This is a genomic window from Micromonospora sp. NPDC047134, from assembly GCF_040643455.1.
Taxonomy (GTDB): domain Bacteria; phylum Actinomycetota; class Actinomycetes; order Mycobacteriales; family Micromonosporaceae; genus Micromonospora.
This window is the reverse complement of sequence record NZ_JBEYUI010000029.1, coordinates 1-26,919: the sequence shown is the minus strand read 5'-3', so window position 1 is coordinate 26,919 and position 26,919 is coordinate 1. Positions and strand designations below refer to the sequence as shown.

General features: G+C 70.5%; 20 protein-coding genes, 1 pseudogene and 1 riboswitch. Of the genes and pseudogenes, 11 read left to right on the top strand and 10 right to left on the bottom strand.

Annotated elements, in window-relative coordinates; translation table 11 throughout:
- Positions 1 to 2 precede the first annotated feature (2 nt).
- The 4 genes from ABZ795_RS25380 to ABZ795_RS25365 form a co-directional block, all read right to left on the bottom strand.
- Positions 3 to 5,801: a type I polyketide synthase gene (locus ABZ795_RS25380; RefSeq protein ID WP_357532160.1), complete on the bottom strand. Its 5,799-nt coding sequence runs from the start codon at positions 5,799 to 5,801 to the stop codon at positions 3 to 5.
- A gap of 84 nt (positions 5,802 to 5,885) precedes the next feature.
- Positions 5,886 to 6,845, bottom strand: coding sequence for a DUF1702 family protein (locus ABZ795_RS25375; RefSeq protein WP_357532159.1), 960 nt, complete (start codon positions 6,843 to 6,845; stop codon positions 5,886 to 5,888).
- Positions 6,846 to 6,993: 148 nt separating this feature from the next.
- Positions 6,994 to 7,986 carry a DUF1702 family protein gene (locus tag ABZ795_RS25370; protein WP_357532158.1) on the bottom strand — a complete coding sequence of 331 codons (993 nt, stop codon included), beginning with the start codon at positions 7,984 to 7,986 and terminating at the stop codon, positions 6,994 to 6,996.
- Positions 7,987 to 8,089: 103 nt separating this feature from the next.
- Complete coding sequence (locus ABZ795_RS25365; RefSeq protein WP_357532157.1) at positions 8,090 to 9,124, bottom strand: carboxymuconolactone decarboxylase family protein; 1,035 nt, start codon at positions 9,122 to 9,124, stop codon at positions 8,090 to 8,092.
- A gap of 305 nt (positions 9,125 to 9,429) precedes the next feature.
- Between ABZ795_RS25365 and ABZ795_RS25360 the strand changes: the two genes are divergently transcribed.
- From ABZ795_RS25360 to ABZ795_RS25340, 5 genes are all read left to right on the top strand, one after another.
- Positions 9,430 to 9,999, top strand: coding sequence for a DUF5987 family protein (locus tag ABZ795_RS25360; RefSeq protein WP_327022982.1), 570 nt, complete (start codon positions 9,430 to 9,432; stop codon positions 9,997 to 9,999).
- Positions 9,996 to 11,630, top strand: coding sequence for a GMC family oxidoreductase (locus tag ABZ795_RS25355; protein ID WP_327022983.1), 1,635 nt, complete (start codon positions 9,996 to 9,998; stop codon positions 11,628 to 11,630). Before ABZ795_RS25360 ends, ABZ795_RS25355 begins: the two co-directional genes overlap by 4 nt.
- Before the next feature lie 60 nt (positions 11,631 to 11,690).
- Positions 11,691 to 12,764 (top strand): carboxymuconolactone decarboxylase family protein, encoded by a 1,074-nt coding sequence (locus tag ABZ795_RS25350; RefSeq protein WP_357532156.1) that lies wholly within the window; start codon positions 11,691 to 11,693, stop codon positions 12,762 to 12,764.
- 1,013 nt (positions 12,765 to 13,777) lie between these two features.
- Positions 13,778 to 14,614 (top strand): AraC family transcriptional regulator, encoded by an 837-nt coding sequence (locus ABZ795_RS25345; protein ID WP_327022985.1) that lies wholly within the window; start codon positions 13,778 to 13,780, stop codon positions 14,612 to 14,614.
- Between the two features lie 144 nt (positions 14,615 to 14,758).
- Entirely contained in the window at positions 14,759 to 15,517 is a 759-nt protein-coding gene (locus ABZ795_RS25340; RefSeq protein WP_327022986.1) for a MerR family transcriptional regulator, read from the top strand.
- Positions 15,518 to 15,672: 155 nt separating this feature from the next.
- Here the strand turns inward: ABZ795_RS25340 and ABZ795_RS25335 are convergent, their stop codons facing one another.
- From ABZ795_RS25335 to ABZ795_RS25325, 3 genes are all read right to left on the bottom strand, one after another.
- The gene (locus ABZ795_RS25335) at positions 15,673 to 16,476 is read right to left on the bottom strand and encodes a TIGR03084 family metal-binding protein (RefSeq protein WP_357532155.1); all 804 of its coding nucleotides are present in this window, start codon (positions 16,474 to 16,476) and stop codon (positions 15,673 to 15,675) included.
- Positions 16,477 to 16,628: 152 nt separating this feature from the next.
- Complete coding sequence (locus ABZ795_RS25330) at positions 16,629 to 17,048, bottom strand: SCP2 sterol-binding domain-containing protein (protein ID WP_327022989.1); 420 nt, start codon at positions 17,046 to 17,048, stop codon at positions 16,629 to 16,631.
- Between the two features lie 111 nt (positions 17,049 to 17,159).
- Positions 17,160 to 17,339: a hypothetical protein gene (locus tag ABZ795_RS25325; protein ID WP_357532154.1), complete on the bottom strand. Its 180-nt coding sequence runs from the start codon at positions 17,337 to 17,339 to the stop codon at positions 17,160 to 17,162.
- A 275-nt stretch (positions 17,340 to 17,614) separates the two neighbouring features.
- Here ABZ795_RS25325 and ABZ795_RS25320 point away from each other — a divergent pair, with 275 nt between their 5' ends.
- The 3 genes from ABZ795_RS25320 to ABZ795_RS25310 all read left to right on the top strand — a co-directional run bounded on the left by ABZ795_RS25320 (position 17,615) and on the right by ABZ795_RS25310 (position 19,751).
- Entirely contained in the window at positions 17,615 to 18,184 is a 570-nt protein-coding gene (locus tag ABZ795_RS25320; RefSeq protein WP_357532153.1) for a nucleotidyltransferase family protein, read from the top strand.
- A 686-nt stretch (positions 18,185 to 18,870) separates the two neighbouring features.
- Complete coding sequence (locus ABZ795_RS25315; protein ID WP_357532152.1) at positions 18,871 to 19,485, top strand: superoxide dismutase; 615 nt, start codon at positions 18,871 to 18,873, stop codon at positions 19,483 to 19,485.
- A 5-nt stretch (positions 19,486 to 19,490) separates the two neighbouring features.
- Positions 19,491 to 19,751: a superoxide dismutase gene (locus ABZ795_RS25310; protein ID WP_357532151.1), complete on the top strand. Its 261-nt coding sequence runs from the start codon at positions 19,491 to 19,493 to the stop codon at positions 19,749 to 19,751.
- A gap of 48 nt (positions 19,752 to 19,799) precedes the next feature.
- Here the strand turns inward: ABZ795_RS25310 and ABZ795_RS25305 are convergent, their stop codons facing one another.
- Together ABZ795_RS25305 and ABZ795_RS25300 are read right to left on the bottom strand one after the other, a co-directional pair.
- The gene (locus tag ABZ795_RS25305; protein WP_357532150.1) at positions 19,800 to 21,062 is read right to left on the bottom strand and encodes an ATP-binding protein; all 1,263 of its coding nucleotides are present in this window, start codon (positions 21,060 to 21,062) and stop codon (positions 19,800 to 19,802) included.
- Positions 21,063 to 21,203: 141 nt separating this feature from the next.
- Positions 21,204 to 21,598 (bottom strand): annotated as a pseudogene (locus ABZ795_RS25300) (hypothetical protein); the annotation flags it as partial.
- A 179-nt stretch (positions 21,599 to 21,777) separates the two neighbouring features.
- A riboswitch (cobalamin riboswitch) is annotated at positions 21,778 to 21,994 on the top strand.
- A 117-nt stretch (positions 21,995 to 22,111) separates the two neighbouring features.
- Between ABZ795_RS25300 and ABZ795_RS25295 the strand changes: the two are divergent.
- From ABZ795_RS25295 to ABZ795_RS25285, 3 genes are all read left to right on the top strand, one after another.
- Positions 22,112 to 22,624: an acyl-CoA thioesterase gene (locus ABZ795_RS25295; RefSeq protein WP_357532149.1), complete on the top strand. Its 513-nt coding sequence runs from the start codon at positions 22,112 to 22,114 to the stop codon at positions 22,622 to 22,624.
- Between the two features lie 60 nt (positions 22,625 to 22,684).
- Positions 22,685 to 23,254 (top strand): LysE family translocator, encoded by a 570-nt coding sequence (locus ABZ795_RS25290; protein WP_357532148.1) that lies wholly within the window; start codon positions 22,685 to 22,687, stop codon positions 23,252 to 23,254.
- A 915-nt stretch (positions 23,255 to 24,169) separates the two neighbouring features.
- Entirely contained in the window at positions 24,170 to 25,375 is a 1,206-nt protein-coding gene (locus ABZ795_RS25285; protein WP_357532147.1) for an IS110 family transposase, read from the top strand.
- A 345-nt stretch (positions 25,376 to 25,720) separates the two neighbouring features.
- Here ABZ795_RS25285 and ABZ795_RS25280 read toward each other — a convergent pair.
- Positions 25,721 to 26,919, bottom strand: a 1,199-nt coding sequence (locus tag ABZ795_RS25280) for a hypothetical protein (RefSeq protein WP_357532146.1), incomplete at its 5' end; no start/stop codon positions are given.

Here is a 26,919-nt window from a genome sequence, read left to right as displayed (position 1 = left end):
CGTCACCTTCCCTCGGTCAGGATTGCGAACACCAACGGCTCGTCCACCCCGCGTACCGCGGTGACGAAGGTCGCCACCCGCAGCTCGCCGCTGGCGAACACCGTCCAACCAGGACGGGGGGAGGACTGGAGGGTCAGCGGCCCACCGGGCTGGCCACCGGCCTTCTGCACACACTCCTTGGCCGTCCAGACCCGGGTGGCGGCCGTGTCCAGGTCCTCACCGGTGTCCGAGGTCAGCAGCCGGGCCAGCCCGGCGTGCCCGCCGAGCAGGCCGTCCCAGTCCGCCTCCTCGCGGTGGGTGACCGCCTCGACGTCACAGCCGAGAGCACCGGGAGCGGCCACCGCCAGGGTCAGCCGCGCACCGTGGGCCACCGACACCGACCGCCCGCCCGGAATCTCCGGCCGACCGTCGGGACGGTAGGTCACCTCGACCGGCTCGCCGGTCGCCCGCTGCACGGCGATCCGCGCCCTGGCCCGGCGCCGGGCCACATGCCCGCCCGACTCGCCGTCGGCCTCGGCCGGGTCGTCCGGCTCGATCGCCACCGCCACCTGCGCGTCGAGGACGTCGCCCAGACCCCGCTCCAGGTAGGGGCCGAGCAGCGGCGCCACCCAGGGGCCCTTACCGTCCTGCTTGCGTACGGCCCGCAGCCGCAGGCCCTCCCAACGCTCCACGACCTCGCCGGCGGAGGTCCGCAGCACGATGTCGTACACGTAGGTGTCGCCGTCGCGGCTGCGCTCGGTGGCGCAGTAGCGCAGGTCGCCCCGGCCGCTGAGCTTCTCCCCCGCCGGGTGGATCCGCTCCACCCCGGCCGGCAGCAGCGTGGCGTCCGGCACACAGACCTGGTTGCCGTGCATCAGCGCGTCCCGCACACCGGGGTCGCCGAGCAGCAGGCCGTCCGGCACGAACTGGGCGAACCAGTCGACGCCGTCCAGCGCCTCCACCTCGGCGTCGACATGCCGGGCGGCGGCCCGCCGGTAGCGGCGCAGCCGCTGGAACCGGTCGCCCTGGAACAGCACGTCGCCGTAGAGCTCGTCGGCCGGCGACAGCGGTACCGGGAGGGTCTCGTCGGCCACCTGGTCGGGCGGGCCGTCGGGGGCACCCTCGCCGGTGAAGCGCAGGGTAGCGGTGAAGTGGTCGGCGGCGAACGCGGTCTCCTCGCTGCGGATGGCGACCTGGACGGTGTCGTCGTCGGTCACCGTCGCGGCCACCCGGATCCGGCTGCGACCGTACGGCGGGACGATGATCGGCCGGAGGAACTCGGCCCGTTCGATGACCGGCACCCGCGCGTCACCGGTGACCGCGCCGGCCACCTGGGCCATCGCCTCCATGCCGAAGACCGCCGGGAAGAGCAGGTTGCCGTCGAGGAAGTGGTCGGCCAGGTAGAGGTCCGTGCCGACGTTGAGGTCGACCTCGCTGACCAGTTCCACCCCGTGGTAGCGGATCAGGGGCCGCTCCACGAACCGCAGCAGGGGCAGCTCCGGCAGGTCGTACCGGACGGTGTCGATGCCCTCGGTACGGCCACTGATCACCACCACACCGGGCGCGTCCGGGTCGGCCAGCAGCCGGCGCAGGATCGCGATGCCCTGGTCCGGGGTGACCGGGGTGACTCCGTCGCGGGTCAGGGACTCGACCACGGAGAGCCGCTCCCCCATGCCGACCCCCGACCAGACCGACCACTCCAGGCAGATCGCCCGGCAGCCGGGGTGCCGGCGGCCGAACTCCGCGGTGGTCTCCGCCAACCAGTCGTTGGCGGTGGCGTAGTGCGCCTCACCGCGCAACCCGGCGCGGCCGATGATGCTGCCCAGGGTCACCAGCAGCTTCAGCCGGTCCGGGTCGACCGCCTCCAGGGTGGCCCGCAGGCCGTCGATCTTCGGGGCGATGGTCTTCCGGAAGGCCGCCATGTCCAGGCTGGTCAGCGACGCCGGCTCGTTGCGGCCGGCACCGTGCAGGACCGCGGTGACCGGGCCCAGCTCCGCGGTGAGTTCGGCGACGGCCCGGCGTACCTGGTCGGCGTCGGTGACGTCGGCGCGGGCGTAGCGGACCGTGACCCCGGCCTCGGCGATCCGGGTCAGGTTGGCGGCCAGTTCGGTGTCGGTCGCCGGGTCGGAGCGGCCCAGCAGCGCCAGGCTGGCCCCGCTGTCGGTGGCCATGGCCAGCGCGCACTCGGCGGTGATGCCCTTGCCGCCGCCGGTGACCAGCAGCACGTCCTCCGCGCCCAGGGCGGGAACGGACCGGGCGGCCTGCACCGGCATGGCGCGCAGGGTCGGCACCCGGCGTACCCCGGCGGTGTCGTAGTGCACCTCCCGGTAGTCGGCGGTGCCCGCCACCTCGGTCACCACCCGGTCCACCACGGCCGCGTCGTCCGGCAGGTGGACGATCGTGATCCGGGCGCGGGGCGCCTCCAGGCGGAGGGTCTTGGCCAGGCCGGCCGCGCCGCGACCGTGCTGGACCAGCACGTACCGGGTGCCGGGAGCACCGCTGAGGATTTCCCGGGCCCCGGTCAGGGCCAGTTCCAGGGCCTCCTCCGGGCAGGGGTCGGGCAGGCAGACCAGGACACCCTCGCCGAGGTTCGCCCGTTGCAGGGCGCCGGCCAGCCGCTCGGCCCAGGGGTGCCCGGGTGCGGCGTGCACCTGCCACCGGCCGACCTCGTTGGGGGCCACCCGCGCCGGGGCGGGCAGCTCGTCCAGGTCCAGCCGCCAGGGCCGGGCCCAGGCCGCCGCGCCGGCCACCACCGGGCTGTTCGCCGCCTCGGCCGCTCCGGCGGTACCGGCCAGTTCCTCAAGCGCCTCGGCCAGCTGGCGAACGGTGGCGGTGGCGAAGTTGGTCGGCAGCGCGGCCGCCGGGACATCCATCCGCTGGGCCAGGTGGTTCACCACCTGACCGACGGTGATCGAGCTGAGGTGCAGGTCGTCCAGGAGGCGGCTGTCCGGCTGCACGGTCTCCAGCGGCAGTTCCGCCCGCTCGGCGGCCATCCGGCGCAGCAGGTCCTCGATGGACTCGCCGGGTACGTCCTCGACCCTGCGGTCGGCGGGCCGGACGGTCGCGGTGGCCGACTGTGCGGCGGCGGACGCCGACAGTTGCAGGGTCGGCGCCTGCTCGCAGGGGTTGGCCAGGAAGGAGAACGGCTGCCCGACGTGCAGCGGCCGGGTCAGCCGGCCGTGGAACAGCCCGCTGTCGACCGGGGCGGCACCGACGACGTACGCCGCGCCGACCACCTTGAGCAGGCTGGCGATGGACTCCTCGTCGGTGTCCAGGGCGACCGCCGGCACCTCGGTGGTCCGGGAGGCCAGCCCGCTCAGCACCCGACCGGGCCCGACCTCGACGAACAGGTCGATGTCTTTCGCGGCCAGGGTGACGGCCTGGCTGAACAGCACCGGGTCGGTGATCTGGCGGCGCAGCAGGGCGGGCAGGTCCGTGTCGGCCGGCAGCACCTCACCGGTGACCGTGGAGACCAGCCGGCGGTCCAGCGGCCGGAACGGCTCGTCGGCGATGGTCGCCCCGAAGGCCTCGGCGGCCGGAGCCACCAGCGGCGAGTGGAACGCGTGCGAGACGGACAGGACGGTGGCGTTCAGCCCCGCCTCCTGCGCCCGCCGGCAGGCCGCCTCGATGTCCTCCTGGGTCCCGGCGATAACGGTGTGGTCGGGGCTGTTGTAGCCCGCGATCACCACCGGCAGGTCGGTGATCAGTGGATCGACCAGCTCCGGGGCGGCACCGATGTTGGCCATCGTGCCCGAGGAGCTGTGCTGGGCCATGGTCCGGCCGCGCAGGGCGGCGATGCGCAGCAGGGTCGCCTCGTCGATCGCACCGGCCCAGTGCAGGGCGGCGATCTCGCCGAGGCTGTGGCCGACCGCCACGGAGGCCTCGATGCCCAGGGCGGTCAGCACCCGCAGACCGGCGGCGGCGCCGGTCACGATGCGCGGCTGCGCCACCTCGGTGGCCACCACGTCGCCGCCGGTGGGCAGGTTCGACCGCTGGTACACCTCTTCGGCCTCGACGAACCGTCGGCGCAGGGCGCCGCCGCTGAGGCCCCGACCGGAGCCCTGGCCGGGGAAGAGGAAACCGATCCGGCCCGGCTCGCTGACGTGGCCGACCAGGCATCGCCCGTCGGTGGAGAACATCCGGGTCTCACCGGCCTCCACGGCGTCGCGTACCTTGCGCAGTCGCCGTTCGGCGTCCTCCGGCGAGGAGACCACCACGGCCGCCCGGAAGGGCAGCTCGCGCAGCTCACCGTGCAGGGTCGCGGCCAGGTCGCTGAGCTGGGCGTACGCCAGCGAGGGCACGAACTCGATCAGCTGGTCCAGCCGGTTGACCAGGTCCTTCGGGGTGGCGGCGTCGACCACCAGCAGTTCGGCGTCCTGGAGGCCGGTGGCCACCGCCCGGGTCCGGCTGTCCATGGTGGAACGCCGACGCGGCCGGGAGCTGTCCAGCACGACATGGGTGTTGATACCGCCGAAGCCCATCGCGGTGATCCCGGCGCGGACCGGGGTGTCGGTGGGCCAGGCCTCCGCCCGGCGCAGCGCACGTAGCGGCGGATCGCCGTCGGTGAGCAGGGTGTGCGGGTCGACACAGCCTATGGCCGGCGGCAGCACCTCCTGGTGCACCGCCATCGCCGCCTTGATCAGGCCGGCCACCCCGGCCGCCGCCTTGGTGTGGCCGATCATGCCCTTCACCGAGCCGATGGCGGCCGGCGGCGCCGAGGGGTCCGCCTCCGCCCGGGCACGCGACAGCGCCTCCAACTCGGTGGCGTCCCCCACCTTGGTGCCGGTGCCGTGGCCCTCGAACAACCCGACCGTCTCGATGCCGAAGCCGCTGCGCTCGTACGCCCGGCGCAGCGCCAGCCGGTAGCCGTTGACCTCGGGGCGGGTGATGCCACCCTTGCCGTCGGAGGAGATGCCCCAGCCGGCGATCGTGGCGTAGATGCGGTGTCCTCCGGCGCGGGCCTCGTCCTCCCGCATCAGCACCACCATGCCGCAGCCCTCACCGGGCCAGAACCCGTTCGAGGAGCGGTCGTAGACCCGCATCTCGCCGGTGGCCAGGGCGCCGGTCTTGGCGAAGCCGATGATCTCGAAGGGGTCGATGGAGAGGTCGACGCCACCGGCGACGGCCACGTCCACGTCCCCGTCGATGAGGGTCTTGCAGGCCGTGGCCACCGACAGCAGCGACGAGGAACACGCCCCGTCCACGGTGTAGCCGCCGCCCTTGAAGTCGAAGTGGTTGCAGATGCGCCCGGCGATGGTGTTCGACAGCGCCCCCGCCAGGGTGTCCTCGTCGACCTCCGGGAAGGGGCTCTTGAAGGTCGCCTCGAAATCGTCGAGGAAGGTGGCCAGTTGGTCGTCGTTCCAGTCCTGTTCCTTCAGCGCGGCGGCGACCATCCGCCGGACGTACGGCCAGCGCAGGCGGAGTTGGTTGGCGCGGGAGAACTCACCGGTGAGGCTGTTGCCGACGACCACCCCGGTCCGCTCCCGGGGCAGTCCCTCGGCCATCGGGAAGCCGGCGTCGGCGAGCGCGGCGGCGGCGACGTCCAGCGCCAACCAGTGGGTGAGGTCCGTGGAGCGGAAGGTGCTACCGGCGATCTTGTACGCCACCCGGTCGAACTCGTACCCCTCGATGACCGCCGCGTTGCGCGCGTAGAACCGGTCCGGGGTCTTCGGGTCGGCGTCCCAGTAGTCGTCCAGCTTCATCCGCACGTCGGGCAGCCGCCGGAAGGCCCGCCTACCGGCGATTGCGTTCTCCCAGAGCTCCCGTGGGGACGTGGCGTCGGGATAGCGACACGCCATGCCCACCACAGCGATTCTTGTCATGCTTTCTTCGCCCTTTCCTCAGACGCCCGCGCAGCACAGAAAGATTCGCGCACGGCCTTCGGTGAATGAATCGATTTAATTGCTTCAGGCCGACACAAGAACGTTTTTGATCCGCTGCCGCCACACTTCGTACGCCGGTAGGCCGTTCGCCGGCGCCACCTTGACCCGGGCCTCGTCGGTGACCGCCGAGGCCTCCTCGGTGGACAGCCCGCAGAGCACCCGGGTGGCCACCTCGTTGTGCGGCACCACCAGGCCGGCGCGCACCCTGGCCCCGGCCGCGAAGGCCGATCCCTGGGCCAGTTCCCCGTGGTACGCCCCGGACAGCTCGCGCAGCCGCTCCAGCTCCGCCTTGTCGGCGCCGCCGGCGTAGGTGGCGGCCAGGCCGGTACCGGCCCACAGGTCCGCCCGACGCCGCTCGGGGAACCCGGCGAACAGGCGGGCCAGCCGGTCCGGGTCGGCCCCGACCACGAACCAGGAGGCCCGGCCGACCCCCTGGTCGATCGCGCGGACCGCGTACCCGCCCGGGTCGTCGCCCGGCCACGGGAAGGTCGCCTCGCGGTACCGCCCCTCGATGTAGCTGGCGGTCCGGAAGTACGCCTGGTGGAAGCCGTAGCCGTCCAGCACCAGCCAGCGCAGCAGCGGGTCCGGCGCGGACAGCCGGGGCCAGAGGAACCGGGGTAGCCGGGCCATCGCCCAACCCACCCCCACGTACGCCATGTAGACGTGCGGGTCACCGGGGCCGGTGAGGAATTCGGTCACCCGCCCGCCCCGTCCGGGCAGTGCGTCGCGGATGGCCAGGCCCATCGCGGCGCCCTCGTAGGCGAAGCCGCGCCAGGTGGGGGCCAGCCGCTCCAGTGGGGCCACCACGTCGCCTACGACGCGGGCCTCCGCAGCCTCGCCGAATCCGGCGAGGAAGGATGCGCCGACGGTCTCCAGCCGGTCACGCGTCGCCTCGTCCTTGACGTGGAAACCCCGAACATCACACTTCGTCTGGGAAATGTCGGGGGTAAGAACACGCCGTCGCAGCCTTTGCCAAGCTCTCATCAAGCACTCCCCGGGCAACTAATATGCTGCCAATGGTTTCAGCCCGAACGGAGACTTTCTTCTTCACCATTGCGCCGCTTGACCGCAGTTTCGGACACACCGGATCGACGCCCACACAAGGAGCGCGAAAAATGGATAGCGGAAATCGCTAAGATACGGCCGTGGTGGGCACCGGGAAATGGGCGCGGATCCGGCGCCGCCACACCTCGTAGTCCGGTTCGGTGCCCTCGGCCAGGCCGCCGACCGCGACGTCGTCGGCCAGGGCGGCGGCCGCCTCGACCGACAGGCCGGCCAGGGCCGTCAGCCCGACCTGGGTGTGGGCCGGCTGGAAGCCGGAGAAGTGCCGGGCCTTGGCCGCGAAGACCGCCCCCTGTGCCAGGTGCGCGTGGTTCTCCCCAGCGGCCTCCACCAGGGAGCGCAGGCCGGTCAGGTCGGCACCGCCGGCGAAGGTGGCCGCCAGGCCGACACCGCTCCACAGGTCCGCCTGCCGGGCGGGCGCGAACCGCCGTACCGCTGCGGCGACATCCGCCACGGCGGCACCGTGGATGAACCACAACGCCCGGCCGATGCCCTGGTCGACGGCGCGCGGGAAGTAGTCCGCCCGGCCCTGCCAGGGGTACGCGGGCAGCAGTTCCTGCCGGGTCACCCACCGTTCGGTCTCGAAGTACGCCCGGTCGAATCCGTACCCGTCGACGGCCAGCCAGCTCATCGTCGGGTAGTACGGGGTGCCGCTAAGGTCGGGCAGCACCCCCTTCCACAGCACCCGCGGCAGGCGGGCCATGGCGAACCCGATGCCGATGTAGGTCAGGAAGGTGTGCGGGCGCCCCGGGCCGGCGAGCAGGTCCCGGGCCCGGTGGCGGCGGCGTCCCGGCATCGCGTCGAGGACGGTCAGCGCCATCGCCGCGCCCTCGTACGCGAAGCCCCGCATCTCCGGTTCGACAAGCTCAAGGCGGCGCTCCAGCTCCCACTGGTCCCGCATGTCGATGCCCCATTCGAACCCGCAGATCACCGCCTGCGGGATGGCTTCCAGCCGGCGCGTGACCGGACCGGGCACGACGGGGAAGCCCCGACGGGCGAAGGTCGTCTCGATCAGCGACGGGGTCAGGGCCAGCCGCCGCAGCGAACCCAGGGTGGTCGGCATCGTCGTCCTCCTCACGGCCCGGCGACATGCCGCAGCCGGGTGCACCCATCGTCATATGCCGAACACGTTGTGTGCGCCTTCGTTCATGCGCTCCCGGTCGGGCTCACTGCCCGGCGGTCGAGGGCCCGAGCACCGAACCCGACTGCCGGGCACCGACGAGCACCGCGGCCGACCAGGCGGCCCACGCCGCCACCTCGACCAGGGTGCGGTCCTGCGGGTGGTGGCGGCGGAACTCGTCGACGACCTCCTCGTTCACCTGGTACGAGGCGAACGCGGTGAGCAGGGCCAGCCGCGCGGCGGACCGGTCCGCCGGCTCCAGGTCAGCGATCAACCGCTCACACCAGTCGGTGCTGATCCCGGTGTCCTCGCCCCGCCAGTCGGCCAGTCGGATGGTCACCATGTCGCGCACCTCCGGGGAGAGTGTGGCTTCCCCGGCGGCGCGGAAGACCCGGTCGGCCGCGCCGATCGCGGCGGCGACAGCCGGCCGGGGCGCGGCCCAGGCGGTGTCCTCGCGCAGCGGTGCGGCGGGAAGCAGGCCCGCGGCCAGCCCCGGGGTGCGCGGATCGCGCAGGGTGGGGCGCATGACCCGGCTGATCCCCTGCTTGAACCGACGGCGGGACCAGGGGGCCAGCCCGGGCGGCAGCAGGAAGTTCGCCAGGAACACGTTCACCATGCGGGTCAGGTAGTGGAAGGCGACGACCACCCCGATCAACTCCGCCCGGTCGGCGGGGGTCAACCTGGGCGGCGGCGGTACGGCCTCATCGAGCAGGTGCGCGTTACGGGCCCAGGCCACCACCTCCCGCAGGGCCGGGTCGGCGATGTCCTGCACCCGGTCGCTGCCGACCGCCTCGGCAGCGTGCTCGCCGGTCAGGTCGTACATCCCGACGGTGTGCATGTCCGCGCAGTACGGGCAGATGTTGGCCACCGACACCGCCGCCGCCACCGCCTCCTTGGTGCCCCGGTCCACCGCACCGACGGTGACCAACGGTTCCCGCGCCACAGCCCAGTACGCGGCCAGCACCTGCGGCGACGGTGAGTGCATCAACGCGGGTGGAATCACCAGCCGCATCTCCTCGGCGACCTGCGCGTACACCTCGGCGACCAGCCCGCCGGCCGAGGCGGCGGGCACCGGGGTCACATACCTGACCTGACGTTGGACCACTGAGGATGCGACCCGACCGACGACCATCTCTGCCTCCATCCACTGACGTGCGTCTGGCCAGTATCAGCGCGTTCCGGCCAGCCGGAACGATCTCGGGCGGTCCAGGGCACGACCGAAGAAGGACACGCAGACATGGGCGGCTTGTCCCCATTTTCGGGGTTTTCCTTGCGAGCGCAACGACGAAGATGCGGTCCCGGTCGTCCCGTCGAGACCATGAGGACCCGACCAGCGAGTGGTGCCCGGCGGGTCACCGGAGCGGGGCACGGACAGGAGGCGATGCTGTGCAGCCCGACAATTCCGAGCGCGACCCGGAGCGGACCCAGGTGCTCGAGGCGTTCGCCGACACCATCATTCCCGGCGAGAAGCGGTTTCCCGGGGACCGCACCGTGGCCGGGGTGGCGGCCGGCGGCGGAGCGGTGGCGGCCGGTGCCATCGAGCTACTCGAAGACCCGGCCGGCGGTCTGGCCGAAGGGCTGGACTCCCTGGCCTTCGCCCTCAACGAGCACGCAGGGCAGTACGCCAGCGACCACGGTCTGACCCTGGACCCGACGGTGCCGCCCTTCGTGGCGCTGTCGTTCGAACACCGCACCGCCCTGGTGTCCATACTCACCCGGCCGGACCACCCGGAGAAGCAGATGTGGGTGGGCCTGGCCCTGTTCAGCAACATGGCCTTCGACAGCGCCGCACACCTCAGCACCCCCGAGGCGCTGGCCGCCGGCCACCCCGGATTGCTCACCATCGGCTACGAACTTCCGCAGGAAGACGGCATCTGGCGCTTCGATTCCTTCTCCTACGGCCGGGAACTGGCCGACCTTCACCCTGACACGACGGCGACGGGCAGCCCAGCATGACCAGTATCGAATCGACCGACGTTCTCATCATCGGCAGCGGCTTCGGCGGGGCGATCCCCGCGTACCACCTGGCCGCCGGTGGTGCCCAGGTGACCGTGCTGGAGCGCGGCCCCTGGCTACAGGGCGAGGAGTTCGACCACGACTTCCTGCTCGGCTCGTCGTACACCCGGGTCTTCGACTTCGTGGTGGGTGACGGCATGAGTGTGCTCGGCGGCAACTGCGTCGGCGGCGGCAGCGTGGTCTACTTCGCCACCATGCCGCGCGCGCCGCGCTTCGTCTTCGAGCGGCGCGGCAGCATCGGCCGCCGGATGTGGCCGGCCTCGATCAGCCGGGACACCCTGGAACCCTGGTACGACCGGGTCGCCGAGGCGCTGCCGATCACCCGGCAGACCTGGGACAAGATCCCGTTCGCCGGTGGTCTGTTCGCCGCGGCCTGCAAGCACGCCGGGCGCACCGCCAACCCGGCGCCGTCCGCGGTCGACGTGGACATGTGCACCAACTGCAACTGGATGATGGCCGGTTGCCGGTTCGACGCCAAGCGTTCGCTGCTGATGAACTACCTGCCGGCGGCCCTGGCGCACGGCGCGCAGATCCGGCCACTGCACGAGGTGCAGCGGATCACCCGCAAGGAGGACGGCAGCTACCGGGTGCACTACCGGATCGTCGACGGCGAGGACTACCGCATCCTGCACGACGAGGGTGCGATCGACGCGAAGCTCGTCATCGTGGCGGCGGGCGCCGGTGCCACCCCGGTGATCCTGCAACGGTCGGAGCCCGCGCTGGGCACCATGCCGCACGCGGTGGGGCGTTACTTCTCCGGCAACGGCGAGCGACTGAACACCGCCGTCTTCGACGAGGACCGGGTGCGGGAGGTGCTCGGGCTGTCCCGCCCGGACGGGCGGGCCTATGAGGCGTACCAGATCGGGCGCGGCCCGACCGTGGCCAGTTGGGACCGGCTCGACGGCAACCTGCCCGAGTTCGAGCGGTACTCGCTGGAGCAGCTCTACTTCCCGCCGGGGCTGGGCACCATCCTGGCGCAGGCGCCCGACGCCACCGGCCCCAGCTGGTTCGGGGTGGACAAGAAGGAGATGCTGCGGCGCTGGAAGTCCTGGCTGACGATCTTCATCATGTCCGAGGACGACAACGAGGGCGTCTTCGGGCCGCCGCCGGAGACCGGCAACGCGCACCGCTTCTCCCAGCAGATGCTGGGGCACGGTCCGCTGAGCTACCGGCCGACCGAGAACACCCGGCGAGGCTGGTCGCTGGCCGACGCCGAGATCAAGGACATCCTGGAACGCGACGGGCTGGCCAAGGTCGAACCGTGGACGAATGACCTGGTCGGCGCGTACACGGTGCACCCCTTGGCGTCCTGCCGGATCGGCGACGACCCGGCGACCTCGGCCCTGGACGACCGACACGAGCTGCGGGGGCATCCCGGGATCTTCGTCACGGACGGGTCGGCCGTTCCCGGCGCCCTCACGGTGAACCCGGCCTCCACCATCGCGGCCCTGGCGGAACGTGCCGTGCCGGGCATCGTCCGGGCCGCCCAGGAACGGGGCATCTCCGTCAAGTACGGCGCCCCGTCCCCCGACGGCGCCACCGCGGGCCGCCGAGCCGTGCTCTCCCGCTGACCCATCGGGGCGTCGGCCGGCCATCCGCCGGCCGGCGCCCTGTTTCAGGAAGAGGTATCGGTGCGAAAGCTCATCACGAGGGTCACCCGGGGCGCCACGGCGGTGCAACTGCGGTACGTCGCACCGGTCGCACCCGGTCCGGCGCGTGGGCCGGTGGCCAAGGTGTATCACCAGGTCGAACGGGACTTCGGGATGCTCGCACCCCCGGTGGCGCTGCACGCGGTCGCCCCACCCCTGCTCGCCGCAGCCTGGACCATGCTGCGCGAGGCGTTGCTGGCACCCGGCCCCGCGGGCCGGGAGGCCCGGGAGATCGTGGCTGCCGGCGTCTCCACCGCCAACCGCTGCCCGTACTGCGTGGACGTGCACGGCGGCACCCTCGCCGGCCTGCTCACCGGTCCGGACGCGGCGGCGGTGCTGACCGGGCGACTGGCGGATCTGCGGGATCCCCGGCTACGCGACCTGGCCAACTGGGCCGTTCGCGGCGGGCCGCCGCCGTTCCCGCCCGAGCAGGGCCCCGAACTAGTCGGGGTGGCGGTGGTGTTCCACTACCTGAATCGGATGGTGAACGTATTCCTGCCGGACTCACCCCTGCCCCCGGTGCCCGGTCCGGTGGCGGCGGTGCTGCGGCGAGGCGCGGCCCGGATCCTGGGCGGACTGGCCCGTACGACCGTGGTCGCGGGTGAGTCGCCGGGCCTGCTACCCCCGGCGCCGGTGCCGTCGGACCTGTCCTGGACCGGTGGCCGGCCGCACCTGGTCGCCGCCTTCTCCCGGTCCGCCGCGGTGGTCGAGGCGGCCGGCGAGCGCAGTGTCCCCGAGTCGGTACGCCGGTTGGTGGCCGCGCAGCTGCCCCGGCTGGAGGCTCCCCCGCCCGCCCTGGACGACACTACGCCCCTTTTGGGGGATATTCGCTGGCTGGCGGAGTGCGTGGCCGGCCTGCCGGAGCCGGATCGCCCGGCGGGACGCCTGGCGATGCTCGTGGCGTACGCCTCCTACCGGGTCACCGCCGCCGACATCGACCGGGTACGCGCCCACGGGTACGACGACCGCGCCCTGGTCGAACTGGCCGCCTGGTCTAGCCTCACCGCAGCCCGTTACCTGGGCACACGGGTGGCGCCGGCACCATTCGCGGACTGAAATCCGCCGCACCATTGGCGATGCCCTGGTCGGACGTTTCCGCGAGGTCGCCGGCGCCCCTGGTCGATCCACCTCCGGGGGCGCCACCACCGATTTCGTACCCCCGGCGAGATCGGTAAGGTGCCCACGGTGCAGGTGTCTCACCGATGGGATGTGCGGCCGGCCTTGTTCCCACCTGTGGCCCTTCCTTCCCTGGTGAAGGTCGAAGGGGCGGGACGGTGCAGTGCGATCAGTGGGACCCGTACACTGACGGCCAGCGGGCCGTACCATTTCGACGATCATTCTCGAGCGCACCTAGATCAACGATGTAGATCCATGGGAGATTCAGCCGAATGATCAACCCCCGTCGTCGGATCACCAACCGACACAAAACGCCGACGACCGATTCCGTAAGATCGGGCGCAGGCAGTTCTGCAACCATTAACCCGGGTGCCAGAAATCGATTTCAATAACCGGCCCAAGATTAAGCCAGCATTAAGAAATCGCCGCCGCGGCCATGAGTGAATAAATCATCCAGATTCATCATCACTGGCAACAATCCTGCCCATTCAGCACAACCTCCACCGGGCGTGAGCAGGGCCAGGCTAGGCCGACTGGCAATTACCAACATTCCAGGGCAAATCGCGGAGGTCAGGCGCCGTTGCGGTAACCCACCGTCAAATTACGGCCAGCTCAGCCGGCCTTTTGGAAAGTGGGTCGTACCGCTATCCAAATAGGCGGTCGACAGGCGCATATCACCAGTAAAGCGCTGCTCATGACGCACCCCTCTTCACGATTGCGCTCTGTCGCCGTCCGGTGATTCCCAGTGTTGTCAATCGATCAGAGCTGGGTTAACCTCGACCAGAAGCAGGGGTCATCCGCCACGAACGGAGTAGATTAATAATGCGCAACGGCGCACTGCGGCAATCACCGTCATCACTCGATAAAGGCAACCGAACCAAACTCTCGTTATTTCCGCAGAACAATTATTGACCATTCAAGCACAATTTGCTTTCGGGTCAGTGGGAGGCATCATGGAGGAATCGAGCAAGCAAGCCGTGGACCGCGCGATCAACACGATGCGGGACAACCTCGGCGAGCAACTCACCGTCGACGACATGGCCCGGGCGGCCATGTTCAGCAAGTTCCACTTCACCAGGATCTTCCAGCGGGTGACCGGGGTGTCCCCAGGCCGCTTCCTGTCGGCGCTGCGGCTACAGCGCGCCAAGCAGCTGCTGGTCTCCACCTCGCTCAACGTCGCCGACATCAGTCTGCGAGTGGGCTACAACAGCGTCGGCACCTTCAGCTCGCGGTTCACCCGCAGCATCGGCATGTCGCCCACCGCCTACCGACGGCGGGCCGGCTACGCCCCGCACATCGCCACCGACCCCGGCCCGACCGCCTTGTCCGAGGCGCGAGTGCACGGCCGCATCCCCGCCCAGCCCGGCGGGCCGAACACCCTGGTCTTCCTCGGCCTCTTCGCCGACCGCATTCCCGAAGGTCGCCCCGTACGCTGCGCGGTGCTGTCGGCCGGGGGTTCCTTCCGATTCGCCGCGGTGCCACCGGGCACCTGGTACCTGCTCGCCCAGGCCGTCGCCGCCGGCGAGGACGGCTCCCCCGACGAGGCCAACCACCCGATCGCGGTGGCCTCGCACGGGCCGCTGACCGTCAACCGGGACTCCGACATCCGGGTGGACCTGGACTTCCAACCGATCCAGAGCATCGACCCGCCCGTCCTGCTGGCCCTGATGGACAGCCGCGAGCTCGCGCTGGCCCGGCTCGCCGCCGAGGAGCAGGCCACCGAGGCACTGCTGGCACCCGCCACCGGGATCGCCCCACAGCTTTCCGAGGCCGGCCGCAAGGCGGCCTGAGGCCCGCCGGCGGGAGGGGCCGCCGCATGACCTGTGTCCCGGACGCTTCCGCCACGAGCGTCCCGGGAGACGACCACTGATCCATCACCACTCCACATGGGAGAATCGCAGCGCGGGGCTGAGTTAACCAGCTGGGGGAGCACGATGCGCATCTCTGACCTGAGCCGCCGCACCGGCGTGCCTGTCGCCACAATCAAGTTCTACCTTCGGGAGGGCCTGCTCCCGCCGGGCCAACCGACCGGCCGCAACCAGGCGCAGTACGGCGAGTCGCACCGGCGTCGCCTGCTCTTCATCCGGGCGCTGACCGGCATCGGTCAGCTCGAGCTGTCCACCGTGCTGGAACTACTGGCGGCCATCGAGGACGACGAGCTCTCCCTGCCCGGGCTCTACCAGGTCGCCAACCGGTTGGTACACCCCGACCTGGACAACTCCAACGCCGCCGAGGCCCTGACGGCCGAACGGGCCGAGGTCGAGCGCTTCATCGACGAACTGGGCTGGCAGGTGGGAGACGACACCCCTGGCCGCAATCGGCTGGCCCACGTCCTAGCAGCGCTCCGCCAACTGGGATGCAGCTGTGGGGCCGAGTTCTTCCACCCGTACGCGCAATTGGCGGAACAGTACGCGGAACGGGAGCTGAGCCTGCTCCCGCATGACGGCATGGAGGTGGAGCGGGCCGCCGCGGTGGCCCGCGCGGTGCTGCTGGACGCAGCCCTCGGCGCGCTGCGCGAGATGGCCCAGGAGCACCTGGTCACCAAGCGCTTCGGTAGCCCGGACGCCACCTCCGAGGCGGCCCCGCCCGCACCGGGCCGCCTGTCGGCCGTCGACCCCCCGCCGGGGAAGGCCGCACGGAACCCCGGCCACCCGGCCGAGATGCCCTGCCCCTACCCCCGCGGGGCCGGCTGACCACCACCCGGCGCCGGGCACAGGACGATTCGCTGCCGATCCGGGACACCCCCACCCCGGCCGCAGTGTGTCCAGATTCGGTGACCTACCCGCCTCGGGCGGTGTGACCGGGCATGATCGTGCCCGGCACGGCGTCGCCGTGCCGGGCACCAAAGTCAGCGGCTGGCCGCCGCGAACTGACCGGGACGCCGGCCCTCACCCGCCGGCCCGCGGTAGGCCTGCGCGATGTCAAGCCAGCCGTCGGCGATCTCACCGGAGGCCGTCAACCCCAGGTCGTCACGGTGGCGGCGGCGGGTGACCAGCAGGCAGAAGTCGACCGCGGGGCCGGTGATCCGCTGGGCCGAGTCCTCCGGGCCGAAACACCACACCTTGCCCGAGGGGGCGGTCAACTCGAACCGGAACTCCACCTCCGGCACCGGCAACTCCCGGGCCAGGTAGCCGAAGTCCCAGGTACGGACGGCGAAGGCGACCAGGTGACCGACCCGGTCGGTGTACTCCCGCCGTACGCCCAGGGCGTCGGCGATGTCCTGCCCGTGGGCGAAGGTCTCCATCATGCCGGCCATGGCCAGCACGGCAGCGGGCAGAGGCCGGACCAGCCACGGCACCATCTGGTCCGGCGGCAACGCGGCGAGAGCCTTCTCGGCACCGGCCCGCTCGGCCCGCCACCGGGACAGCAGGACCGGTGGCGGCTCCGCCAGGAACTCGGCCAGAGCGGCGTCGACGTTGGCGCTGAAGTTCGGCGTCAGTCGGGAGATGACCCCCTGGAATGCCTCCGGGTTCGACGCGGCGAGCGCCGCCAGCCGGAAGGTGGCAGCCAGGTGGGCAACCTGGTGAGCGACCGTCCACCCGGGCGCCGGGGTGGGCGTCGCCCAACCCTGCTCGCCAAGGTCGGCGACCAACCTGTCGATATCCTCGCCCTCGGCGATGAGGTCGGCGATCACGTTCGGCTGCTCCGTCACTCGAGTACCCCTCTTCGAATTGGTGATGGCAACGCGATGGCGCTGCCTCCGGCTGGTGGTTCGGCCCGATCGGGCCCGGGGCGCGGCCCGGCCCGGTCACGGGTTGGGTGCGGACCCGGTGCGGTCAGGGCTTCGGCGCGGTGCTGGCAGGGTCAGGGTTTGGGCGCGGCGAAAAAGTTGGGGAACCGGGCGGTCAACCCGAGCTCCCCACGGGTTTTCAACCGGCCCTTCATCACCAGCATCACCGCGTGTGCGTTACCGGTGACCAGGTGGACGAAGTCGACCGCGGCAAGACTCAACGTCAGCTGCGGTTTCGCGTCGACCCGAGGCGACAGGGTGCACACCCCGTCGGCGATGACCATCTCGTAGGAGTCGACCCCACCGTCGGCCCGGTCACCGATGCGCCAATGCACCACCGCACGGGTCTTGCCGGCAACCTCAGGTCGGAACACGGCCGGCATCGCGCCGATCAGGTGATCGAGAATCTCAGCCCGCCGATCACCGCGCAAAACCTGACGCAGCTCGTCAACCGGGGTGCGCTTGACCAGCCGGGCGAACTCGACAGGATCCATGACTTCGACTCGTGCGTCGTGGATGGACATGGCACTCCTCCATCGGCGGATGACGGACACGCCCGCCCGCCTGCCGGCTGTCGCCGACCGGCGGAGGTGACCCCGCCCGTCTCAGTCGAATCCGCGCAGGATGTGCGGCTCGCCGTCGTCCTCGCCGGACCAGCGGTACAACTGCTGCGCCCGGACCCACAGGTCAAGGCTGCTCGGCGGTTCGACGGAGGACGGGACAACGGGTGCACCGGCGGCCGTGGTCGGGTCCGGCGGGGCTTCCGAAGCGAATTCCTCGGTCATCGCCACCCCCCTTCCCTTGCCACTCATCCTCACCGCGATGCCCGACCGAGGGCATCTCCCAGGCTGCGCAGGTGATCGTCGCAGCGCTGCCGCCAGCCAAACCGGCCGCTGCGATTCAGACCCGTTGCCCTGGGATCTCCTGACCGTTGACGGTGCAACCATGAGGCTTCCGGATACCGTGGCGGCCGCGCGCCTCCTGCAATCCGGCCAAGCGCCTCGCATCAGCCGGATGTTTCGACTGGGCAGGACCGAACAGCGACAACCAGGGGGAAGCGATGCGGGAAGACGAACTGCGGGATCTGGTACGGCGCAGCCCCTGGCTGATCCGGGCGCTGGATGTCGTACGGGACTCAGCCCTGCCGGACGCCTGGATCGGCGCCGGCGTCATCCGCGACCTCGTCTGGGCCGAACGGTACGGCAACGGCTTCGACCCGAGCTCGGTACGCGACGTCGACGTCGCCTTCCTCGACCCGACCGACCTCAGCCGCGACAACGACGACCGCGCCACCGAACGGCTGGAAGCGGCCTGGCCGGAGCCACCATGGGAAGCGAAGAACCAAGCCGCCGTACACACCTGGTACCCGGCGAAGTTCGGCGGCGGTGCGGTACCGCCCCTGCGCAGCATCGCCGAAGCAGTCGCCACCTGGCCCGAATACGCCACCGCCGTGGCCATCCGCCTCGACCCACACGACCACATCGCCGTCTGCGCACCACACAGCCTCGACGACCTCCTCGACGGGATTTGGCGACCCAACCCCAGCAGAGTCAGCCCGGAAATCTCCCGCCAGCGACTCGCCCGCCACCGCCCCACCGAACGCTGGCCCGGCGTCCGCGCCATCACCTGAACCGCCCCACGACTCACCCGACAGCCGCCGACATGGCCAACACCCGCCCGTTCGCGGCCCTCCGAACGCGCCCCAAACGGCCAGCCGTGATCTTGGATGATGTGTGCGGCGTGTGCTCTCCAGCCGATACCACCCTGGGTCAACCGATGCCAAACCAGGGCAAAGCAGGCCAACGATCACGATCGCAGACGTGGTCGGTGTGATCGACGTGTGGTCATCCGCCGCCCCGACCCACCGGGACAACCCAGGCCACTCCCTGCCACCCCGGGTCAACCCGCAGGCCGTTAGACTGGGCCCTCGCGCCCTCGTAGCTCAGGGGATAGAGCATCGGTTTCTAACCCGCCGCTCCATTTGTGTCCGCAGGCTGATGACCTGCGGCTTTTTTCTTTCCAGGGGTTCTGTGCCGGTCGCACGTGCGCGCCGCTGTGATCGCCTGCGGAAGCTCAGCGAAGTGCGTAAGCGCTGGTCAGCTCTACTTTTCCATCGACCGCTGTGGAGGTCTCCTGCGACGTGCTGCGCCCGACCCGGCGTCGGTCCGCGCCTCACTTTGGACCGTTCTTATTGCCAAAATTTGGCAACTACGCAAAGCTGGCACCAGTGGGCGGGTGCTCCGGCAACGCGATGATCTGAACCACCGCCGGGGTGCCCGCCCAACTCTGCGACGACGATGGTGTGAGGAGTTGCTGGTGGCCGTCTACTCTCTGCCCGACATGCCGTACGACTACGGTGCGCTGGAGCCGGCGATGTCCGGCGAGATCCTGGAGCTGCACCACAGCAAGCACCACGCCGCGTACGTCAAGGGCAGCAACGACGCCCTGGAGCAGCTCGCCGAGGCCCGGGACAAGGGTGACTTCGCGGCGCTGGTCGGGTTGGAGAAGACGTTCGCGTTCAACCTCTCCGGGCACGTGCTGCACTCGATCTTCTGGAACAACCTGTCCCCGGACGGCGGTGACCGCCCCGACGGTGAGCTGGCTGCCGCGATCGACGAGCACTTCGGCTCCTTCGACGGCTTCGCCGGCCAGCTCTCCGCGGCTACGAAGAGCGTGCAGGGCTCCGGCTGGGGCGTCCTGGCCTGGGAGCCGCTCGGACAGCGGCTGATCGTGGAGCAGGTCTACGACCACCACGGCAACGTCGGGCAGGGCTCCACCCCGCTGCTGGTCTTCGACGCCTGGGAGCACGCCTACTACCTGCAGTACCGCAACGTACGCCCGGACTACGTCGACCGGCTGTGGAATCTCGTCGACTGGGCCGACGTGACCGCCCGGTTCGAGGCCGCCCGCGCCGCCGCGCCGAAGCTCTGACCGGCGTGACCGGCCCGGTTCCGGTCGCCGCCGACCTCGTGCAGCGCGCCGCCGGGGTCATCGCCGCCCGCCACCGCGGTGACCTCGCCGGCGCGGAGGCGCTGCTGGCCTCGTTCGACACCGACCAGGCCCGCACGCTCGGCTTCTACCTCCTCGCCGACCTCGCCCTCGGACTGGTCCGCGCGCAGACCGGTCAGGCCCTGGACGACCTGGTCCGGGACCTCGCCCTGCTCGTGGCCGCCACACCACTGCCTCCGCCCGGCTGAGGTGCATGCCCACTCCCCTGACGGCTGGGGAGCGGCCTGCGAGCGAGGTCAGTCGGCTGTCGAGGCGGAAACCTGCCACAGGGCGCTGACCGGCATGGCGCGGAGTCTGTCGCCGAACGGCAGCGTGGCGGTTCCGGTATAGAGGACGATGCCGACGATGAAGTCGTCGCCGAGGCGGTCGGCGAGTCGGCGTAGGCCGCGGAAGTCGTCGGGTCCGACGGTGCTGGCTGCTTTGACCTCGATCCCGACCACCTGACCAGCTCGGTTCTCGAGCACCGCGTCGACTTCGTACCTGCTCTGGTCGCGGTAGTGGGACAGGTCGACGAACTGCTCGGACCAGGTGAGCTGCCGGGACAGCTCGGACAGCACAAATGACTCGAGCAGCGGCCCGAACGGTGCGCCCGGCCGGAGCAGTGCCCGGGCGTCGGTCGCGATTTCGTTGGCGGCGATGCCCGAGTCGACGAAGATCAGCTTCGACGCGGCGGTGGCACGGGTGCCGAGGTTGCGGGACCAGCCGGGAATCCGTTTGATCAGGAAGATCTCTTCCAGGGCCTGGAGGTAGCGGACGATCGTCGGCCGGCTCAGTCCGAGGGCGGATTCGAGGGAGTTCGCCGCGATGATGGTCGCGGACCTGGCCGCGAGGAGGCGTACCAGCCTGCGTAGCTCGCCCTTGTGCTGAATGTCGGACAGCTGCCGGACGTCGCGGTCGATGAGCGCCTGGACATAGGCGTCAAGAAACCGTTGGCGGCGGCGCGGGTCGGTGCGGGCGGTGGCCTCGGGTAGGCCGCCTCGCACGATCCTGGCCGCGTAATCGGCGCGGGTCACGTCCGACTCGTGTCGCAGGTCCGGGCCGAGCGCGAAGACGGCGTCGATGAATCCGTCCAGGGCTCCGTCGAGTTCACCTTGGGAAAATGGCCAGAGCTCGACGGTTTCCATCCGACCGGGCAGCGCGTCCGGCGCAGCCACCATGCCGAACAGCCGCGACGATCCGGTGAGCAGGTAGCGGCCAGGACGGGGATCCTCGTCGACGGCAGCCTTGATGGCCAACAGGAGCTCCGGAGCGCGCTGGATCTCGTCGATGACCAGGAGTTCGGAGGAGTCCACGAACCCGACCGGATCGGCGATCGCCGCCGCCCGGTCCTGAGCCCGATCAAGATCGCGGCGCTCGGCCAGACGATCGCCGGCAACGAGGCGGACCAGGGTGCTCTTACCCGCTTGGCGTGCCCCGCTGATCAAGACGACGCGGGTGTCCGCCAGAGCAGCGTTGACCTGCGCGGCGGCGTGGCGGGGGATCAGATGCGGTGTGGGCACGGCGTCATCATAACCGCCGAACTTCCGATCTGCGAGGCCGTTCGCTTTCGATTTGCGGCACCAGATGCGTTCGATACGCGGTCATTTGATATTCGATCTGCGGGCCAGGCGAACGGGGCGGTTCGTGGAAGGGGTCCACCGCTACGTCGCGTTGCTGCGGGTCGCGGCGAGTTCGGGGAAGGCGTCCTCCCAGTGCTGGCGGAGCTGGGGCGGCAGCCACAAGGTGGGCCAGAGCCGCCGCAGCAGGTCGGCATTGAGCCAGGTGTTCAGGTCCTCGACGGTACTGGCTTCGATGAGCACCACCTTGTACATGCTGGCCAGGCGCGCGGGCCGGTTCAGGTCGTACTCGGCGTGCCCGGACCAGTCGAGGTGACGCGGCAGCGTCACCGTGCCGTCGGTCGGGCCGTGTAGCGCGGCAAGGGTCTCGGCCACCACGTAGGGTTTCCGGCGCTGTAGGGCCGGTAGTCCGCCGGCGGCTGGGGTGATGGCCTGCGCCGGTTGAGGTTGGTCGCCCGTCGGACTTCCGGTCGTAGGGCTTACGGCGGGCCGCGTTCGGCGCGCCGGTCACCTTCGCCGCGCCCAACCCGCCAACGCCCCCGGCGGGTGGTGACGACGTGACGATCTTCGACATCCCGCCGTCACCCTCCCGGCGGCGGCGGAGGGAGTTACCTCACAGCGGCCCCCGCGACCACCCGGTGCGTGACAGGCAGCGCGATAGGCTGGCGACGGCGCTGGTTCGCCCGGCCGTACCAGGTCGGGCGTCGTAAGAGGGAACCCGGTGTGAATCCGGGACTGCCCCGCAGCGGTGAGTGGGAACGACCGCCGTCACCACGCACTGGACCACTCGGTCTGGGAAGCGACGGCCAGTAGGAGACCGGCGACCCCGGTCGTGCCCGCGAGTCCGAAGACCTGCCCGCGCTGCGTACACGAGGTGTGTGCGCTGCCGTCGACCTCGCGGGCGGGTCGGGCGGGTGACACGCCACGAGCGTGTTCCTCGACGTGCGTGCCGGCGGGATCGGCAATATGCTTCCCGAGGACGGACTCCCGCTGTGCACGACACCACCACCATCACCGGCCGACCGCCGTCGGCGTCGCACCTGACGCTGTCGCAGATCATGGACCAGCACCACACCAACCTGATGGGCACGGTCCACGGCGGCCGAATCCTCAACCTGATCGACTCCGTCGCCGGGGTCGTCGCCGCCCGGCACTCCGACGGTCCGGCCGTCACTGCGGCCATCGACGAGACCGCCTTCCTGCGCGCGGTACGGGTCGGCGACGTGGTCCACGTCGACGCCCGGATCACCTGGGCCGGTCGCAGCTCGATGGAGGTCGCCGTCAAGGTCACCGCCGACCGGTGGGACCGCGCCGTGCCGCCCACCGACGTGGCCACCGCGCACCTGGTCATGGTGGCGATCGACGACGACGGGCAGCCACGGCCGGTGCCGCCGCTGCTGCCCGAGACCGACGGCGACCGGCGCCGCTACCGGGAGGCGCGGATCCGCCGCGAGCACCGGCTGGCGTTGCGTCAGGCACTGCTCGACGGAGCCGGGGAGGGTTGAGTCGGGCTCGGACTGTCTGCGGCGACGCTCGCCGGGTACCTCGCCGCGATCGTCGTGCTCATGGTCACCCCCGGCCCGGACATGATGTTCGTCCTGGCCAACGCCGCCCGCTACGGCACCCGCGCCGGTACCGTCGCGGCGCTCGGCGTCGCCGCCGGGGAGATGGTGCACGTCGCCGCGGTCGTCTGCGGCCTCGCCGCGCTCGTCTCCGCCTCGCCGGTGCTGTTCAACGCGATCCGCTGGGCCGGCGCGGCGTACCTGATCGTCCTGGGAATCCGCGCCTTGCGCGGCACCGGAACGCCCACCGCCACCGAGCCGCAGCACCCCGGCGGCACCGGGCGGTCATTCGTACGCGGGCTGGTGACCAACCTGCTGGACCCGAAGATGATCCTGTTCAGCGTGGCGTTCCTGCCCCAGTTCGTCGACCCGTCAGCCGGCAACGCCACCGCCCAACTGGTGCTGCTCGGGGCGCTCTTCGTGGCGGTGCAACTCACCGTCGACATCGCCCTCGGCGCGGGCGCCGGACGGCTCGCCGGTCGACTGGCCGACGGACGCTGGTCCCGACGGATCAACCGGATCTGTGCGGTCGCCTTCGTCGCACTCGGCATCCGCCTAGCCTCCAACGGATAGCAAACGGCGAGCGCGGCCAGCCTGCCGAGCATCAGCCAGCCGTGGGAGGACTACCAGAGTTGGTCCACCGCGCCAAGGCGTACGGCGGCGTTGACGATCTCGCTGACGCCGACGGCGACGAAGCAACCCAGCGCGAGGCGGCTGTAGCGGCTTGCGGCGCCGGCGAGGTGCCGGCTGCGGCGACTGCCAGCAGGGCCACCAAGGCGCCGACCCACAGGGCAGCGGCGAACACGTGCAGGACCAGACTGGAGACCGCGATCTGGTGGTTGCCGGCCCCGGCGGCGTGCCCGGTGAACGCCGGCGGCACGCCGCCTCCGCCAGCAACCCCGCCAGATCCGCCACCCGATCACCGCGATCAGCGTCACCAGCGCCACCAGAGCGGCCAGGCCCCGCGAGACGCCGACCCGAGCCAGCACCGCGACCACCAGGGCCAGGCCGGCCTGCAACAAGCATCGCCAGCCCTCGCGAGATCGACGTGGCGAAGCTGACCACGGGTCGCCGTACCCAACCAATCGACCGGCACGCCGAGTAGGTCCAGCACGAGCAGCGCCGCGACGGCCGCCGCCCAGCCCGCCGCCAGTAACCCCGCGCGGCAGCAGCATCCACCCGTGTCCGGAGACGCCGGGCCGCCGCCGGGCAGCAGGAACGCAGCCGTCACCGCCCGAGTCCGTCCGACCCGCAACCGGACATCGAACTGTGTCGTTTGCCGTGTGGACCCGGAGGGTCGGGTGACTGTCTGGGTGTGTGCTGCCGATGTCATGGCCAGCTAGGAGTAGGACGCCCCGACCCTCGCTGACGACCGCTGTATCAGCACTGGATGGAGACTTGCGACCGATCGCCCTTTCCGAAGTTGTGGCCACTGAACCGCGGCGGGTCCACGCCCCTTGACCAGACAACCGAAGAGGGTGATGCCCGATGGGCAGCCTGTGGGCCGGCGTCGACGTCGGCAAGACCCACCACCACGTGTGCGTCATTGACGACGACGGCACCGTGGTGGTGTCCGAGAAGATTCCGAACGACCAGCAGGCCATCTCCGGCATCGCCGGGCGGCTCGGCAAACGCCGCAAGCCGATCCGCTGGGCCGTCGACCTACGCGGCGGACCAGCGGCGCTGCTGTTGGCGGTCCTGTTCGACCGGAATGCGGACGTGCGCTACGTCAGCGGCATGGTCACCTCACGGATGGCGGAGGCGTTCCACGGCGAACGCAAGACCGACGCCCACGACGCCTACGTCATCGCCCAGACCCTGCGCATGCGCGGCGACCTACCGACCCTCACTCTCGCCGACGGGGTGCAGCAGCAGTTGAAGCTACTCGTCTCCCGCCGCCTCGACCTGGTCGCCGACCGGGTCCGCATCACCGCCCGCATCCAGGACCTCCTGGCCATGATCAGCCCAGCGCTCGAGAAGACGCTGAACCTGCGCAGCAAGGGCGCGCTGCGGCTCCTCGCGCAGTGGCAGACACCCGCCGGACTGCGCCGCGCCGGTGAAGCCCGCATCCTGGACTACCTGCGCCAGCACGGCGTCCGGGCCGCCAGGGCACTCACCGCCAAAGTCCTCACCGCCGCCCGGACGCAGACCATCGCCGTCGCCGGAGAGGCCACCGTGGCCGGGATCGTGGCGCAGATGGCCACCGACCTGGAAGCGGTCAACGACCGCATCACCGCCATCGAAGAAACCATCGCCGTGATTGTCGCCGAGCACGAGCTGGGAAAGATCGTCACCAGCCTGCCCGGCATCGGCACCACCCTCGCCGCCGAGTTCCTCGCCCACGCCGGCACCCTCACCACCTACCCCAGTCCCGCCGCACTCGCCGCCCACGCCGGCCTCGCCCCGATCTCCCGCGACTCCGGACGCAGACAGGGTCACCAGGTTCGGCCGCACCGCTACCACCGTGGTCTGCGCCGGGTGTTCAGCATGTCCAGCTTCACCGCCCTGACCCACTGCCCACAATCACGCGCCTACTACGACAAGAAGAGAGCTGAGGGTAAGACCCACCGCCAAGCCACCGCCGCCCTGTCCAGACAACGCCTCAACGTCCTCTGGGCCTGCATCCGCGACAAGACCCCCTACCAGCCCAAACAAGCAAGATCAGTAGAGGTGGGGCTGTGCGAACTCGCGTAGAGACTCCGAATTCGACGCTGGCGATCGCCGTGCTGCAGCCCCTACAGCGCAGCTCGACCTTGCGATGGCCGATGTGGCACCGATTGAAGCGGTCCATCATCCAGCCCTGCTGGGTCGATGCCTGTGCGGCGTGCTGGCTGCGGCAGATCCGCTTCACATCGTCCTGCGGCAGGGCGGCGGGCAGAGCGGTACTGGTCTGCGGCGGCGTGTTGTCCGGCGTGGGTGTGCTGCCGGAGGATTCCGTCACCAGCCAGCCAGTCGGTTCGGGCCGCGGGACGGCCGCTGTGGCGGGGGTGGCCGTGGCGAATACGCCGACCGCGGCGACCACCAGAGAGGCGAGTCTCCTCACGAAAGCTCCTTTCGGGGGCAGGGGCTGCCGAGACATGCGTAGAGCAGACGTCCGTCCGCGGCGTCATAGACCATCGTGTAACCCTGGTAAGTGAGGTCCGAACGCTTGCCCAGGCCGTTGACGGTGGCATCACCGGTGACGACGTGAACGTTCGTCCCGACCGGGGCGCCGTCGAGCGCGATGCCGCTTCGGCCGATCTCGTCGCTGGTTAGGGTCGCGACGCGGCCGCCGGGGGATTTCACCCGCAGATCGCGTCCGGCCAACTTCTGGGCCTCGGCCGGCGTGACTGGCTTTCGGCGCTCGCTGGAGGTGGCGGGGCGGGCGGGTAACGCGTTGCACTGCTTACGGGCGGCGACACACGCGGCCAAGCCGGGGACGGTCTCCAGACAGCGGGCGGGGTCGTCACCCAGACAATCGGCAAGCGCTCTCTGGTCGACACCGTTGTGCACGGCCGTGCTGGCCGTGTTCGGCGTTGGCGCCGCAGCCGCCAGAGTGCCGGCCGCAGGCTTGCCGAGCGTCACCCGGTCGACCTCGCCGGTACTACGCGCTGTTGTCGAGGAGGTATAGCAGTAGGGGGGCGTGTTGGCCTCACCCATTTCAAGCGAGAACGGGTCTGGTAGACCGCAGATGTTCCTCGAGAAGCCGGAAACCTGCCCCAGCGTCGGCCGATGCCACACGTCGTTACCATCCAGCAGCTGCAGCCGGTTTTCGAACGGAGTGGCCAGCGAGGCATATTCGGCATGGCGGGTGAGCAGGCCGTACTCGAGGTCACGGGTCCGGTTACCGGGCGCGAACCGCGTCGTTCCAACATGGTTGAAGTCGTAGAACAAGTCCCACTCGCCCGCGTCGTTGCCGAGGCTCATCCAGGTGTGCATCGATCCATCGGCCAAGGTGGAGTCCGGTCTCTGGATGGCGTGGAACTCCTCCACCACGTACTCGTCTTCGATCCCCACCTCGAGCCAGTAGGCGGTGTGCGTGCTGGTGTCCGTCTCTGAGGAGTAGCTTCCGCGCCATCCCATCTCGGCGTAGTCGTACCCAGGATTACCGTTACTGTTGTCCAACGGATCCCAGTTGACCTGGTTGGACATTTCGTTGTATCCCGGCTCTTCGAAGTTAGGCGGGGTTGAGGTGTCCGCGGTGGCGTCGGGTTGTCGCGGTGCGGGTGCGTAATCGCTGGTTTTCGGGGTTGCGGAAG

What these genes read in the sequence shown, in the direction of transcription:
- ABZ795_RS25375 (WP_357532159.1), bottom strand. Translation starts at nt 6,845, where the DNA reads ATGAGAGCTTGGCAAAGGCTGCGACGGCGTGTTCTTACCCCCGACATT.
- ABZ795_RS25380 (WP_357532160.1), bottom strand. Translation starts at nt 5,801, where the DNA reads ATGACAAGAATCGCTGTGGTGGGCATGGCGTGTCGCTATCCCGACGCC.
- ABZ795_RS25330 (WP_327022989.1), bottom strand. Translation starts at nt 17,048, where the DNA reads ATGGATCCTGTCGAGTTCGCCCGGCTGGTCAAGCGCACCCCGGTTGAC.
- ABZ795_RS25340 (WP_327022986.1), top strand. Translation starts at nt 14,759, where the DNA reads ATGCGCATCTCTGACCTGAGCCGCCGCACCGGCGTGCCTGTCGCCACA.
- ABZ795_RS25285 (WP_357532147.1), top strand. Translation starts at nt 24,170, where the DNA reads ATGGGCAGCCTGTGGGCCGGCGTCGACGTCGGCAAGACCCACCACCAC.
- ABZ795_RS25355 (WP_327022983.1), top strand. Translation starts at nt 9,996, where the DNA reads ATGACCAGTATCGAATCGACCGACGTTCTCATCATCGGCAGCGGCTTC.
- ABZ795_RS25325 (WP_357532154.1), bottom strand. Translation starts at nt 17,339, where the DNA reads ATGACCGAGGAATTCGCTTCGGAAGCCCCGCCGGACCCGACCACGGCC.
- ABZ795_RS25370 (WP_357532158.1), bottom strand. Translation starts at nt 7,986, where the DNA reads ATGCCGACCACCCTGGGTTCGCTGCGGCGGCTGGCCCTGACCCCGTCG.
- ABZ795_RS25320 (WP_357532153.1), top strand. Translation starts at nt 17,615, where the DNA reads ATGCGGGAAGACGAACTGCGGGATCTGGTACGGCGCAGCCCCTGGCTG.
- ABZ795_RS25345 (WP_327022985.1), top strand. Translation starts at nt 13,778, where the DNA reads ATGGAGGAATCGAGCAAGCAAGCCGTGGACCGCGCGATCAACACGATG.
- ABZ795_RS25290 (WP_357532148.1), top strand. Translation starts at nt 22,685, where the DNA reads ATGGTCACCCCCGGCCCGGACATGATGTTCGTCCTGGCCAACGCCGCC.